Below are 12,484 nucleotides of genomic sequence, written 5' to 3'. Positions count from 1 at the left end.
CGAGGCGCTCAAGAAGGCCGTGGGCGACCAGATGTGCGTGGCGCGCGTGGGCGGCGACGAGTTCATGGTGCTGCTGCCGGGACGCGACGAGCGCGGCGTGGCCGCCGTGGTGGAGCAGATCCACCAGGTGGTGGAGCTGAACAACCAGTTCTATCCCGGCACCGCGCTGAGCCTGTCGATCGGCACCGCGACCTGCGGCATCGACGAGCGCCTGAGCGACACCATCAAGCTCGCCGACTCGCGCATGTACCAGGCCAAGCGCGCCCACTACGAAGAACTCGACGACGAACGCGGGCGGCGGCGGCGCTAAGGCGCCTGCCGCGCGCGTGGCGCGGCGGACGGCGCGGAAGTGAAAAGGGCCGGCTTGCGCCGACCCTTTGCACTGGAAAACCGCGCCGCGCTCAGATGTAGATGATCAGCGCCACGCCGGCCGCGATCAGGCCGAACTTGACCACGTAGTACGCCTGGCGGTTCCAGGCCTTGAAGCGGCGGCGGTACTGCCCGCCCAGCCAGACGATGCGGAACAGCCGGTTGATCATGCCGGTCTGGTCGCTTTCCTCGTTGGGCGAGCTGGCCGCAGTCATGACCTTGCGGCCCATCCAGTGGTTGAACCCGGCGGCCCAGCGGTAGCGCATCGGACGCTCGATGTCGCAGAACAGGATCAGCCGGTTGCTGTCGCTCTTGTTCTCGGCCCAGTGCAGGTAGGTCTCGTCGAACACCACGCCCAGGCCGTCGCGCCAGCTATGGCGCTCGCCGTCGACCTCGATGAAGCAGCGGTCGTCGTTGGGCGTGGCCAGCCCGAGGTGGTAGCGCAGCGAGCCCGCGAACGGGTCGCGGTGCGGGTTGAGCTTGCCGCCGGGCGGCAGCTCGGCGAACATCGCGGCCTTCACGCTGGGCAGGCCGCGCAGCAATTCCACCGTGCGCGGGCACAGGACCTCGGCCGACGGATGGCGCGCCTCGTACCACTTGAGGTAGAAACGCTTCCAGCCGTACTTGAAGAACGAGTTGAAGCCGGCATCGTCGTTCTTCTCCGCGGCCTTGATCTTGCGCATGGCGGCCAGCGCCAGCCCTTCGTCGCGGATCTGCGGCCACGCGGCGCGGATCGTCTCGAGCTCGGGGAAGCGTTCGACCGGGATGTAGGGCGTGCGCGGCACGCCCGAGAACATGTACATGAAGCAGTTGATCGGCGCCACCAGCGCCGAATGATCCAGCAACTGGCGCCAGATGCGCAGCCTTACCTTGCCGCGGAAATGCACGTACAGGATCGCTCCCAGGTACGCCGCGACGATTATCCACTTGATCACCCGAAAATCCTCCAAATCAGCAGCATCGAACACCGTTGCGCTCGCGGGCAACGGGACAGCATCGGGGGCGCGAAAACCCGTAGTGTAGCGAAACGCAGGGCGCCCTGCTAAATGAGATCGCGGGCGCACAGCGCGCCGGCGCGCGGCCGGCGGCCACCCGCGTATTGCCGGTGCTGCCGCTCAGGTGTTGCCGCGGGACTGGCGGGCGATGCGGCTGATCAGCGCGGCGGCGTCCTCGGACTGGCCGCGCAGCGCGAGCAGGCGCGCATTGAGCACCATGTTCTCGAGCACCAGCTTGGCGGTGGACGCCCACATGGTGGCCAGCAGGTCGCCGACCGGCATGCCGGCGGACTCCATCGCGTGCGAGCGCTGCGCCACCAGCCGGCATGCCAGGCTGCGCAGCGTGGCGTCGTCGAAGGGCAGGTCGGCGTAGTCGATCGGGTCTTCCTTCTCGACTTCGACCATCAGTTGCATCAGCATCTCTTCGGTCATCGGCAAGCTCCCCGGGAAAGACGGGCGTGGCCGGCCGGCGCCTCGCGCCGCGGCAGCCCTGCCAATGACGCTAATCCTCGGCCCGGGCCTTGTCAATGCGGCGGGCTGCCGACACGTGCAAAAAGGCGACGGCTGGCCGCCGCGCCGCAACATCCGCCGCGACATCCGATGACTCAGGGAAAGCGATAGCGAAGTCCCATCGTCCGGCACTGAACAAAGGGAGTAAGCTCGGGTCTCATCAGCTCACTCACCAACACTAGCGTTCAATGACCAAACGTTTGTTGTCAGCCATGCGCCAATACGCATGGTTCGGCGGTGTCAAGCACCATGTGGTCCAAGGCGTGGAAGCGCTGGCGACCTTGCTCAAATCTCCCGCAGTCGCGGCCCGCGCAGTGGCCGCCATCGTCGCGGAAACCGAACAGGGCGTGCAGGTGTGGGTGTCCTACTTCGGCAAGCCGATGGATCCGCATACCACCTATGTCTTCTGGCCGACCCGCGCGCTCAAGCCCGCGCGGCGGCGCGTCGCCGCGATACCCCTGCCGCCGCACCGGCGCGACCGCGAGTAGGCGGCCGCCGGCAGCGCCAGCCGGATGCCGTAGCGCCGCATGGCGGACGGCCGGTGCCGGGTTCGGGAGAATCCGGCATCATCCGAACCTTCCCTTCCTTCCTGTTCCCTCCCGATATTCGGTTCCCGGCATGGCCCGCCGGATCTTTCGCGCCGGATCTTTCGCATCCGGCTGCGGCGCCCTGGTCGCCTGTCCCGCCTATCCCGCCTATCCCTTACCCCGCCATCGCGCGCCCGTTCAGGCGTCGGCCCAGCGGCGCAGCAGGTTGTGATACACGCCGGTCAGTCCGACCACGGCGGGCTCCTTGTGGCTCAGGGCTTGCGCCACGCGCTGGATCTGCGAGTCCAGCTCGAACAGCACCGAGCGCTGGCCATCGTCGCGCACCATGCTCTGGATCCAGAAGAACGACGACACGCGCGCCCCGCGCGTGACCGGGCTGACGTGGTGCAGGCTGGTCGCCGGGTACAGCACCATGTGGCCGGCCGGCAGCTTCACGCGCTGCTGCCCGTAGGTATCCTCCACCACCAGTTCGCCGCCGTCGTAGTCCTCGGGCGCGGTCAGGAACAGCGTGGCGGAAAGGTCGCTGCGAATGCGGAAATTGGTGCCGCGCAGATGGCGGATGGCATTGTCGACATGGTTGTCGAAGGCCTGCCCGCCCTCGTAGCGGTTGAACAGCGGCGGATAGACCTTGAGCGGCAAGGCCGCGGAGAAGAACAGCGGGTTGGCGGCCAGCGCATCCTGGATCAGGTCGCCGACCTGCCGCGCCGCGGGCGAGCCCTCGGGCAGCTGCATGTTGCGCTTGGCGAGCGCCGACTGATGCCCGGAAGTGACGTTTCCGTCAACCCACTCCGCCGCGTCCATCAACGCACGGCATTCGGCCACCTGGGCCGGCGTCAGCACATCGGGGATATGCAGCATCATGATTTCAGTTACCTCGGCAAGACAATGTATGGGTCGCGGGACAAGCAGGCGAGCGCCGATTGTATGAGAAAGGTCCACGATGCTCAAATAGGAATCATTTCCAGAGGGAACCCGCTTGACCTGGAGCAAGTCGGATAGGATGTCTCTTATCCAGTGACGGGCACCGCCCTGCCCCGCGGACGCGGCGATGAACCTCGCGGGCGCCAGCCATCTCTAACCGTTATCGCCCGGCACACGCCGGGCAGCCTACCGCCCGACCGAACGCATCATGCACCGCGCTCCGCTCCGCCTCTTGCTGGCCTTGCCGCTGTTGTTGCTGGGAGCCTGCGTCGCCTTCGACAGCGACTATGACTACTCGCCATACGGCCCCTACGATGCCTACGGCGCCTACGATCCCTATGCGTTCTACGGCCCCGGCGCCGCCTACCCGCCCGCGTGGTACGGCTACAGCGGCTATGGATATGGGGATGGATACGGCTACGACTATCCGCTGCCGTTCTATGGCGGGTTCTATGGCGGCGGCGCCGTCTTCTATGGCTACCGTTCCCACGGCTATGGTGGCTATGGCGGCTACTACCGCGGCGGCGCGCCCCACGCCTGGTATCGCTATCACGGCGCCTATCCGTATCGCGGCGGTTATGGCTACCGGGGCGGTTATCCCGCTCGCCCGGGCGCCGGCCACGGCTACTACCGCGGCGGCGGCGGCTGGGGTGGCGGACGGCATGGCGCCGGCGGCCGCGGTGGTGGTGGCGGCGGCGGCCGGGGCGGACGGCGCTGAAACCGCGCCGCCTCGCCGGCATGCGCGCGCACGGCGGCACGCACGACAGCGCGCGCCAAGCCACCGCCAGCCGCGCGGCGCGTTCGCGCCGGCGTGCCTGCCTTCAGTGCCCCGATCCGGCCAGCGGCGAACGCCGCCGGCCTAGCTCTCGGCGCGGCCGACCAGTTGGTCGACGAGCCGGTAGCCGGCAATGAATGCCGCTTCCTCCGCGGCATGCCGGGTCGCATAGGGCGCGCCCTGCGCCGACGAGCACTCGGTGTCTCCCGCATCGGAAGGGTCCGCGCCTTCCTGCGCGACCCGCACCTCGTATCGCCACTTCCCTGCCCCGCCCAGCGTCGCGATGCCCGCGCCCTGTTCTTCCTCCTGCCCGGAGACCAGCACGTAGACATCCATGCCGCGATAGGCTTCGACACGCCAGTCCGAATGGTTCATGACATCCTCCTGCGTTGCCCGTGGCCGGGCGCGGCCACCCGCGCCGCGCCACCCGATCCAGCCTAGCCCGCATGCCGCGCGCCCGCAAGCCGGCGCCCGCCTACACGGGGCCGCGGCGCGGATACGGCGAGGCCCGCCACGGACCCGCGGAATCGTCGATGCAGGCGCGCGCGAATGCCATGTGGCGCGCGAAGCCGGCATCCGGGCCGGCCCACATGGCGCGCCCGAGCAGGTAGCCCGCCACCACCTGCTCCCACGACGCATAGTGCGCGAACGCCTGCGCCGCCGCGCGCTCGATCACGGCCCAGGCCTGCGCGTCGGTCTGCATGCCGCAGTCGTGGGCCATGCGCGCGAGATGGATGGCGCGGCTCATGTCCCACGCCAGCACGCCGCGCGCGAGATCCTGCCCCGAGGCGATGAAGCGCGCCGCGCGCAGGCCCGGCAGCGCGCGCTCGAGATTGTCGACGCACAGCGCCAGGCGCACCGGATCGAACAACTGGTCGAGCCGCACGATCTCGCGCTCGCGCGCGGCGCGCGGCACCTTGAACAGGATGCGGCAGACCTGCGGGTACAGGGCGCGATGCCCTTCCTCGAGCAGCCACGCCAGCGTGCCGCGCGCCTCGCCGGCGGTATGGATATGCCAGTCGTCGGCGAGCGCGTTGACCTGCGTGCGCGCATCGGCGCCGGTAGCCAGCGTGTGCGCATTGCCGCGCGGGCCGCCGTCGTGCAGCAGGCCGAGCAGCAAGCCGTGCGCGCGCTCGGCCGCGCCTGGCATGGCCGCCGCGCGGCGGACCGCGCCGCCCTTGCCGGCCGGCAGCCGGCACGCGGGCATGGGCGGCGGCGCGCACGCGGCGCGGCGTTGGTGCCGCGCGGCACGGGCCAGCCCGGCAAGCAGCAGGACGGAGACGAACCAGGGTAAAGCCCGCATCGTGGAAGCCCTCGGAGAAACGTTCGGAGAAAGCCGTTCGGAGAAAGCGATCGCGCAACGCGCGCGCGGCCGGAAAAAAACCGGCCGCGCCGCGTTGCGGCGATCGGCGCGTACCATGTGCGCACCGAACCGAGATTAGCGGCGGCAAGAACGGCGCGCGATGCGACAACTCTGATTCGCGCGGATGCGCGCGCCGCGGCGGGCAACCGCGGGCGGATGGCCTGGCGATGGCGGGAACGGAAGACGCGGAGATGAAGCGCAAAGGCGCCGACAGGCACCGGGAAAGCGAAGGCCGGACGGCGAAGGCCCGACAGATGCGAAAAGCGAAGACCAAAGAAAGACCAAAGAAAAAGGGCTTCCATTTCTGGAAGCCCTTCTCTTCTTGATAGGTGGTGCGGCTGGCAGGATTCGAACCCACGACCCCTTGGTTCGTAGCCAAGTACTCTATCCAACTGAGCTACAGCCGCACTCGAGAAAGAAATTATATCGTACTTTTGGGTTTTGTGAACCCCCTTCTGGCATATTTCCGGTTTTTCTTTCGGCCAGCGTGGACTTTCTATAATGACAGCCCTATCGAAGTGATCCGTACCATGAACAAGGCATTCGTCAAAGAGTCGTCCGGCGATGAGGACGACGACCTGCCAGAGGGCGCCGCGCCGCTGCCGCCGGGCAGCAAGAACTACATCACCGCGCAGGGCTACCAGCGCCTGCGCGACGAGTTGATGCACCTGATCGACACGGAGCGCCCCGAGGTGGTCCAGATCGTCTCGTGGGCCGCGTCCAACGGCGACCGCTCCGAGAACGGCGACTATCTCTACGGCAAGAAACGCCTGCGCGAGATCGACCGCCGCATCCGCTTCCTGACCCGCCGCCTGGACAAGGCCGAGGTGGTGGACCCGTCCGTGCAGGGCGACAACGACCAGATCTTCTTCGGCGCCACGGTGACTTACGCCAACCGGGCCGGCGAAGAGACCACCGTCACCATCGTCGGCATGGACGAGGTGGACCTCGACAGCAACCACGTGAGCTGGATCTCGCCGGTCGCGCGCGCGCTGATCAAGGCGCGCGAAGGCGACACCGTGCCCCTGCACACGCCCAACGGCGTCGAGCAGATCGATATCCTGGAAGTCCGCTACCCGAAGCAGCCGGCCGCGCAGCCCGGCAAGGCCTGAGCCCCCCGGCGCCGCGCGCTGCGGCGTCAGCCGTCGTTGCGGTCGCGGAAGATGCGGATCACGTCCGGGTTGCGCCGCAGCGCCCGCATCACGTTGGCGAGGTGCAGGCGGTTCTGCACCTGGATGACGAACTGCATGTAGGTGGCCTCCTGGTGGCCGCCCTCCTGCTGCTCCATCGAGACGTGCGCCACGTTGGCGTCGGCCGAGGTCAGGTCCGCCGCCACGCGCGCGACGATGCCCTTGACGTTGCGCACCATGACCTTGATCGAGGCGTCGAACGCGCGCGTGGTCTTGCGCGCCCACATCACGTCGATCCAGTGCTCCGGGTCCTTGCTGTGCAAGCGCTTGGCCACCTTGCAGTCCTGCACGTGGATCTGCAGGCCTTCGCCCTTGCCCAGGTAGCCGACGATGGAGTCGCCGGGAATCGGGCGGCAGCACGCCGAGAAGATCATCGACATGCCTTCGTCGCCGGTGATCGGCACCGCCGGCGCTTCGTCGCCGGCGAAGGTCTGCACGGCGGCCAGCAAGGCGCTGTCGACGTCGCCGGACAGGTCCTGCAGCAGGATCTCCATGCGCTTGGCCACCACGGCCGGCACGCGCCGGCCCAGCGCCAGGTCGGCGAAGATGTCCTCGCGGTGCTTGTTGCCGGTCCACTGCACCATGCGGTCCCACACCGACTGCGGCAGCGCCTTGAGCTCGATGCCGAGCTGGCGCGCGGACTGCTCCAGCAGGCGCTCGCCGAGCTGGATGGCTTCGTCGAGGCGCGTGGTCTTGAGGTAGTGGCGGATCGCGGCGCGCGCCTTGCCGGTGCGCACGAAGGCCAGCCAGGCCGGGTTGGGCTTGGAGTACGGCGCCGTCACCACCTCGACGATGTCGCCACTCTTGAGCTCGGTGCGCAGCGGCAGCAGCTCGTTGTTGATCTTGACCGCCACGCACTGGTTGCCGAGGTCGCTGTGCACGGCGTAGGCGAAATCGAGCGCGGTGGCGCCGCGCGGCAGCGCGCGGATGTGCCCCTTGGGCGTGAACACGTAGACCGCGTCCGGGAACAGGTCGATCTTGACGTGCTCGAGGAATTCCTGCGAATCGCCGGTCTGGCTCTGGATGTCGAGCAGCGACTGCAGCCACTGGTGGGCCTGCTGCTGGATGTCGTTGGCCTGGTCGGCCTGGTGCTTGTACATCCAGTGCGCGGCCACGCCGGCCTCGGCGATCTGGTGCATGTCGCGCGTGCGGATCTGGAATTCCACCGGCGTGCCGAACGGGCCCACCAGCGTGGTGTGCAGCGACTGGTAGCCGTTGATCTTGGGGATCGCGATGTAGTCCTTGAACTTGCCCGGCATGGGCTTGTACAGGCCGTGCAGCGCGCCCATCGCCATGTAGCAGTGCATCTGCGTCTCCACCACCACGCGGAAGCCGTAGACGTCGAGCACCTGCGAGAACGACAACTGCTTGTCGTGCATCTTGCGGTAGATGCTGTACAGCGTCTTCTCGCGCCCGGACAGCTCGGCCACGATGCCGGCGTCGCCCAGCGCCTTCTGCGCCGCCTCCAGGATGCGCTTGACCACCTCGCGCCGGTTGCCGCGCGCGGCCTTGACGGCCTTCTCGAGCGTGGCGTAGCGGAACGGCGAGCCGACCTTGAACGACAGTTCCTGCAGCTCGCGGTAAGTGGTGTTGAGACCGAGCCGGTGCGCGATCGGCGCGTAGATCTCCATCGTCTCGAGCGCGATCCGGCGCCGCTTCTCGGGCGGCACGAAATCGAGCGTGCGCATGTTGTGGGTGCGGTCGGCCAGCTTGACCAGGATCACCCGCACGTCGCGCGCCATCGCCAGCAGCATCTTGCGGAAGCTCTCCGCCTGCGCCTGCTCGCGGCTCTGGAATTCGAGCTTGTCCAGCTTGGTCAGGCCGTCGACCAGCTCGGCCACCTTGGGGCCGAATTTCTCGGCCAGCTCGCTCTTGGTGATGCCCTGGTCTTCCATCACGTCGTGCAGCAGCGCGGCCATGATGGACTGGACGTCGAGCTTCCAGTCCGCGCACAGCTCGGCCACCGCCACCGGATGGGTGATGTAGGGCTCGCCGCTCTGGCGGTACTGGCCCAGGTGCGCCTCGTCGGAGAACTGGAAGGCCTCGCGCACGATGGCCTGGTCGGCCGGCTTCAGGTAGGCCAGCTTCTCCATCAGCCGGCCGATCGAGATGACCTGCTGGCGCGGCGGCACCGCGGGCTGCGAGGTCGGGCCGAAGAAGTGGCGGTAGGACTGCGCCAGGACGGCGTCGATGAACAGCGCGTCGCCCGGCGTGGCGGCGGCCGGCGCCTCGCTCAGCTCGCCTTCGGCCGCGGCCTGCGCGGCGCGGCCCTTGCCCGAGCCCATCGCGGGCGCGGCCGCACGCTCGCCGACGACGTTGTCGCCGAGCGGATCGGGAAGATTGGGAGCGCCGGTGCGTGCCATCACGGGCGGATGGCCGGTCCCGGCGCGCTTGCGCGAGACGGGCGGCGCTGCTTCGCCGCCCGCATCACCAGGCACTTCCCCGTGCGGGCGCGAAGGCGCGCCCGGAGGGCTCGCCGTGGCGGCAGGAGAGGAAGGCTGGGAAGAAGACATCGGGGCGGCCTCTGTGATCTGGCTGTGCAATCGCGTTCGCGAACAGGTACGTCAGCAGGTGCAGCAAGCGCTGGATGCAAAGGTACGCATTGCGAAGACTGGCCACGGCCGCCCGAAAATCAGGTGGGTACCTTCTTGAGCATCTCGATGCCGACCTGGCCCGACGCGATCTCGCGCAGCGCCACCACGGTCGGTTTGTCCTTGGCCTCGACCTTGGGCGTATGACCCTGCACCAACTGACGGGCCCGGTACGTCGCCGCGAGCGCGAGCTCGAAACGATTCGGGATGTGTTTCAGACAATCTTCGACGGTAATACGCGCCATATCAAATCCACCTCGGGACAAAACCTATGCGATGCCGGCTATTTTACAGCACGCGGGAAAAACCGTTCCCGCGCGCCCCGGGCTCAATGAATCCCGAGCTCGATGAAGAGGTCGGTGTGGCGCGCCTTTTGCGACGAAAAGCGCAGACGGGTGGCGCGGATCACGGTGCGCAGCTCCTCCAGCGCCCGCTCGAATATCTCGTTGATGATGACGTAGTCCGACTCGGAAGCGTGCGCCATCTCGCTGCCGGCGGCCAGCAGGCGCCGCACGATCACGTTGGGCTCGTCCTGGCCGCGCTTGTTCAGGCGCTCCTCGAGCGCCGACAGCGACGGCGGCAGGATGAAGATTTCCGTGGCGTTGGAGAAGCGCTGGTGCACCTGCTGCGCGCCCTGCCAGTCGATCTCCAGCAGCACGTCGTTGCCCTGGGCCATCTGCTGCTCGATCCAGACACGCGAGGTCGCGTAGTAGTTGCCGTGCACCTCGGCCCATTCGAGGAACTCGCCGCGGTCGCGCGCGGCGCGGAAGGCGTCCACCGTGGTGAAGTGGTATTCGCGCCCGTCCTGCTCGCCGGGGCGCGGCGCGCGGGTGGTGTGGGAGATGGACAGGCGGATGGCCGGGTCCTGCGCCAGCAGCGCGTTGACCAGCGTGGACTTGCCGGCGCCGGAAGGCGCCACCACCATGAACAGGTTGCCGGGGTAGGCGGTGTCGATGGCGACGTGGGACGACGTTTCACTCATGATGATTATTCGAGGTTCTGAATCTGTTCGCGCATCTGCTCGATCAGCAGCTTGAGCTCCATCGAGGCATCGGCCAGTTCCTTCGCGGCGGCCTTGGAGCCGAGCGTGTTGGCTTCGCGGTTGAGCTCCTGCATCATGAAATCGAGCCGCTTGCCGACCTGGCCGCCCTTCTTGAGGATGTGGCGGGTTTCGTTCAGGTGGGCCTGCAGGCGCGAGAGCTCTTCGGCGATGTCGATGCGGATGCCGTAGACCGTGGCTTCCTGGCGGATGCGCTCGCCGATCTCGTCGCGGCTCATCGCGGTCATGCCGTTGGGCGCGACCATGCCGAACGCCTCCTGCAGGCGCTCGGTGAGCTTTTCCTGGTGGTGGGCGATCAGTTGCGGAATGGTCGGCACGAGCCGCTCGACGATGGCCAGCATGGCCTCGATGCGCTCGACCAGCGTGGCCTTGAGCGCCTCGCCCTCGCGGCGGCGCGCCTCGAGCAACTGGGCCAGGGCGTCCCTGGCCGCCTCGGTCACGGCCTCGCGCAGCGCTTCCTGCGACAGCTCGGGCTCGACCAGCACGCCGGGCCAGCGCAGGATCTCGCCCATGCGCAGCGTGCCGGCCTCGGTGAAGGTGGCCGCCACGGTGGATTCGATCGCGCGGATCTGCGCCAGCAGCGCGTCGTTGAGCGCCAGCGTGGCGCCGCCGGTGCCGGCCTCGGCGCGCTGCAGGTTGATGCGACACTCCAGCTTGCCGCGCGACAGCTTGGCCATGAGCATCTCGCGCAGGGCCGGCTCGAACGCCCGGCACTCTTCCGGGGCCCGGAACAGCAGGTCGAGGAATCGCGAGTTGACAGTGCGGAATTCGACCGATACGGATGCCGTCCTGCCGGTCGGCGCGCCGTGTGCGTCGGTCAGCGGCGCCTGGCGGGACGCCAGGCCGTAGCCCGTCATGCTGTGGATCATTGGATAGTCTCGCGAAATGGCCAACTGGCCGCATGGGTCCGGGCGGCGCGCGGTGCCGGGTGTCCCGCTGCCGCGCCGTCCGGATACCCGAAAGAGGGCCGATAATGGCCGCTATTGTGTTCTTTACAAGTCATCGATTAGTCAGGACAATCCGGAGGCAATCACGGTCCCGAATCCTATGACAGAGTCCAAGGGCGCAACACCTCCGAAGAGCGCACCGCTGCCCATCGGCACGCTGCTGTCCAACTACCGTATTGTAAAGAAGTTGGCCAGCGGGGGGTTCAGTTTCGTCTATCTCGCCACCGACGAGACCGGCGCGCCCGTCGCCATCAAGGAATACCTGCCTTCGTCGCTGGCGCGCCGCAAGCCCGGCGAGCTGATTCCGGTGGTGCCCGAGGAAAGCGCCGCGTCGTTCCGGCTCGGGCTCAAGTACTTCTTCGAGGAGGGCCGCTCGCTGGCCCGCATCTCGCACCCCAGCGTGGTGCGCGTGGTGAATTTCTTCCGCGAGAACTCCACCGTCTACATGGTGATGAACTACGAGCTGGGCAAGACGCTGCAGGAACACATCCTGCACGCGCGCCAGCAAGGCCGGGCCAAGGTCCTGCGCGAGCATTTCATCCGCAAGGTCTTCCACGCGCTGATGAGCGGCCTGCGCGAGGTCCACATCCACAAGCTGCTGCACCTGGACATCAAGCCCGGCAACATCTACCTGCGCGAGGACGAGTCGCCGATCCTGCTCGATTTCGGCGCCGCGCGCCAGATCCTGACGATGGAGGCGGCGCGCTTCCAGCCCATGTACACGCCCGGCTTCGCCGCGCCCGAGCTGTACGGCAAGCACAGCGAGCTCGGCCCCTGGACCGACATCTACAGCCTCGGCGCCACGCTCTACGCCTGCATGGCCGGCATGCCGCCCCAGGAAGCCAACCAGCGCGAAAAGGACGACCGCATGGCGGAGTCCCTGACGCGCCTGCGCACGAGCTACACCAACGGCCTGGTCGACCTGGTCGAATGGTGCCTGCGCCTGACGCCGTCCGAGCGGCCGCAGAGCGTGTTCCGGCTGCAGAAGGAGCTGCGCGAGCAGACCAACGCGCTCGGCGAGCAGGCCGCGGCCAGCGCGCCCGCCCCGGCCGCGGCCGAGCGCCCGATCGCCAGCCGCTTCCTGACCCTGCTGCGCAAGCGCGACGAACCCGCTGCCGGCGTCCCCGCGCGGGAAATCGGCACAAGCGGCGATTAACCTACATTCGGCCGGCGCGGCCCGCGGGCGCCGCCGGCCGAAAACCGACCCCAACAGCC

14 protein-coding genes and 1 tRNA gene are annotated in these 12,484 nt (G+C 68.0%); 5 read left to right on the top strand and 10 right to left on the bottom strand.

Going from position 1 to position 12,484, the window contains the following annotated elements; all coding sequences use genetic code 11:
- Window positions 1–310 (top strand): diguanylate cyclase (locus K206_RS0124545; protein ID WP_029044032.1); only part of this gene is annotated, 310 nt, incomplete at its 5' end.
- Window positions 311–401: 91 nt separating this feature from the next.
- On the opposite strand, the gene lpxO is transcribed toward K206_RS0124545, so the two are convergent.
- Window positions 402–1,304 (bottom strand): lipid A hydroxylase LpxO, encoded by a 903-nt coding sequence (gene lpxO / locus K206_RS0124540; RefSeq protein ID WP_020205037.1) that lies wholly within the window; start codon window positions 1,302–1,304, stop codon window positions 402–404.
- Between the two features lie 180 nt (window positions 1,305–1,484).
- A complete protein-coding gene (locus tag K206_RS0124535) occupies window positions 1,485–1,796 on the bottom strand; it encodes a hypothetical protein (protein ID WP_020205036.1) in 312 nt (103 codons plus the stop codon).
- A 266-nt stretch (window positions 1,797–2,062) separates the two neighbouring features.
- Here K206_RS0124535 and K206_RS0124530 point away from each other — a divergent pair, with 266 nt between their 5' ends.
- Window positions 2,063–2,362, top strand: a complete 300-nt coding sequence (locus tag K206_RS0124530) for a hypothetical protein (RefSeq protein WP_029044031.1) — start codon at window positions 2,063–2,065, stop codon at window positions 2,360–2,362.
- 237 nt (window positions 2,363–2,599) lie between these two features.
- Here the strand turns inward: K206_RS0124530 and K206_RS0124525 are convergent, their stop codons facing one another.
- The gene (locus K206_RS0124525) at window positions 2,600–3,283 is read right to left on the bottom strand and encodes a Fe2+-dependent dioxygenase (RefSeq protein WP_029044030.1); all 684 of its coding nucleotides are present in this window, start codon (window positions 3,281–3,283) and stop codon (window positions 2,600–2,602) included.
- 268 nt (window positions 3,284–3,551) lie between these two features.
- Between K206_RS0124525 and K206_RS39175 the strand changes: the two genes are divergently transcribed.
- Window positions 3,552–4,061, top strand: coding sequence for a hypothetical protein (locus K206_RS39175; RefSeq protein ID WP_020205033.1), 510 nt, complete (start codon window positions 3,552–3,554; stop codon window positions 4,059–4,061).
- A gap of 141 nt (window positions 4,062–4,202) precedes the next feature.
- On the opposite strand, the gene K206_RS0124515 is transcribed toward K206_RS39175, so the two are convergent.
- From K206_RS0124515 to K206_RS0124505, 3 genes are all read right to left on the bottom strand, one after another.
- Window positions 4,203–4,493 (bottom strand): hypothetical protein, encoded by a 291-nt coding sequence (locus K206_RS0124515; protein ID WP_020205032.1) that lies wholly within the window; start codon window positions 4,491–4,493, stop codon window positions 4,203–4,205.
- 100 nt (window positions 4,494–4,593) lie between these two features.
- Window positions 4,594–5,421, bottom strand: a complete 828-nt coding sequence (locus K206_RS0124510; protein WP_043367056.1) for a DUF1266 domain-containing protein — start codon at window positions 5,419–5,421, stop codon at window positions 4,594–4,596.
- 390 nt (window positions 5,422–5,811) lie between these two features.
- A tRNA-Arg gene (locus K206_RS0124505) sits at window positions 5,812–5,888 on the bottom strand.
- Window positions 5,889–6,011: 123 nt separating this feature from the next.
- On the opposite strand from K206_RS0124505, the gene greB reads away from it, so the two are divergent.
- Entirely contained in the window at window positions 6,012–6,593 is a 582-nt protein-coding gene (greB, locus tag K206_RS0124500; RefSeq protein ID WP_020205030.1) for a transcription elongation factor GreB, read from the top strand.
- A gap of 26 nt (window positions 6,594–6,619) precedes the next feature.
- On the opposite strand, the gene K206_RS0124495 is transcribed toward greB, so the two are convergent.
- From K206_RS0124495 to K206_RS0124480, 4 genes are all read right to left on the bottom strand, one after another.
- A complete protein-coding gene (locus tag K206_RS0124495) occupies window positions 6,620–9,034 on the bottom strand; it encodes a RelA/SpoT family protein (protein WP_020205029.1) in 2,415 nt (804 codons plus the stop codon).
- A 269-nt stretch (window positions 9,035–9,303) separates the two neighbouring features.
- Window positions 9,304–9,507, bottom strand: coding sequence for a DNA-directed RNA polymerase subunit omega (rpoZ, locus tag K206_RS0124490; protein ID WP_006578656.1), 204 nt, complete (start codon window positions 9,505–9,507; stop codon window positions 9,304–9,306).
- An 83-nt stretch (window positions 9,508–9,590) separates the two neighbouring features.
- The gene (gene gmk / locus K206_RS0124485; RefSeq protein WP_020205028.1) at window positions 9,591–10,244 is read right to left on the bottom strand and encodes a guanylate kinase; all 654 of its coding nucleotides are present in this window, start codon (window positions 10,242–10,244) and stop codon (window positions 9,591–9,593) included.
- 5 nt (window positions 10,245–10,249) lie between these two features.
- The gene (locus K206_RS0124480) at window positions 10,250–11,191 is read right to left on the bottom strand and encodes a YicC/YloC family endoribonuclease (RefSeq protein WP_020205027.1); all 942 of its coding nucleotides are present in this window, start codon (window positions 11,189–11,191) and stop codon (window positions 10,250–10,252) included.
- Window positions 11,192–11,369: 178 nt separating this feature from the next.
- On the opposite strand from K206_RS0124480, the gene K206_RS0124475 reads away from it, so the two are divergent.
- Window positions 11,370–12,425, top strand: coding sequence for a serine/threonine-protein kinase (locus K206_RS0124475; protein WP_029044028.1), 1,056 nt, complete (start codon window positions 11,370–11,372; stop codon window positions 12,423–12,425).
- Window positions 12,426–12,484: the final 59 nt, after the last annotated feature.

Origin of the sequence: Cupriavidus sp. WS (genome assembly GCF_000395345.1) — a bacterium.
Classification (GTDB): Bacteria; Pseudomonadota; Gammaproteobacteria; order Burkholderiales; family Burkholderiaceae; genus Cupriavidus; species Cupriavidus basilensis_B.
This window is presented reverse-complemented; position numbering and strand designations above follow the sequence as displayed.

What these genes read in the sequence shown, in the direction of transcription:
- K206_RS0124535 (WP_020205036.1), bottom strand. Translation starts at nt 1,796, where the DNA reads ATGACCGAAGAGATGCTGATGCAACTGATGGTCGAAGTCGAGAAGGAA.
- K206_RS0124530 (WP_029044031.1), top strand. Translation starts at nt 2,063, where the DNA reads ATGACCAAACGTTTGTTGTCAGCCATGCGCCAATACGCATGGTTCGGC.
- K206_RS0124525 (WP_029044030.1), bottom strand. Translation starts at nt 3,283, where the DNA reads ATGATGCTGCATATCCCCGATGTGCTGACGCCGGCCCAGGTGGCCGAA.
- K206_RS39175 (WP_020205033.1), top strand. Translation starts at nt 3,552, where the DNA reads ATGCACCGCGCTCCGCTCCGCCTCTTGCTGGCCTTGCCGCTGTTGTTG.
- K206_RS0124515 (WP_020205032.1), bottom strand. Translation starts at nt 4,493, where the DNA reads ATGAACCATTCGGACTGGCGTGTCGAAGCCTATCGCGGCATGGATGTC.
- K206_RS0124510 (WP_043367056.1), bottom strand. Translation starts at nt 5,421, where the DNA reads ATGCGGGCTTTACCCTGGTTCGTCTCCGTCCTGCTGCTTGCCGGGCTG.
- greB (WP_020205030.1), top strand. Translation starts at nt 6,012, where the DNA reads ATGAACAAGGCATTCGTCAAAGAGTCGTCCGGCGATGAGGACGACGAC.
- K206_RS0124495 (WP_020205029.1), bottom strand. Translation starts at nt 9,034, where the DNA reads ATGGCACGCACCGGCGCTCCCAATCTTCCCGATCCGCTCGGCGACAAC.
- rpoZ (WP_006578656.1), bottom strand. Translation starts at nt 9,507, where the DNA reads ATGGCGCGTATTACCGTCGAAGATTGTCTGAAACACATCCCGAATCGT.
- gmk (WP_020205028.1), bottom strand. Translation starts at nt 10,244, where the DNA reads ATGAGTGAAACGTCGTCCCACGTCGCCATCGACACCGCCTACCCCGGC.
- K206_RS0124480 (WP_020205027.1), bottom strand. Translation starts at nt 11,191, where the DNA reads ATGATCCACAGCATGACGGGCTACGGCCTGGCGTCCCGCCAGGCGCCG.
- K206_RS0124475 (WP_029044028.1), top strand. Translation starts at nt 11,370, where the DNA reads ATGACAGAGTCCAAGGGCGCAACACCTCCGAAGAGCGCACCGCTGCCC.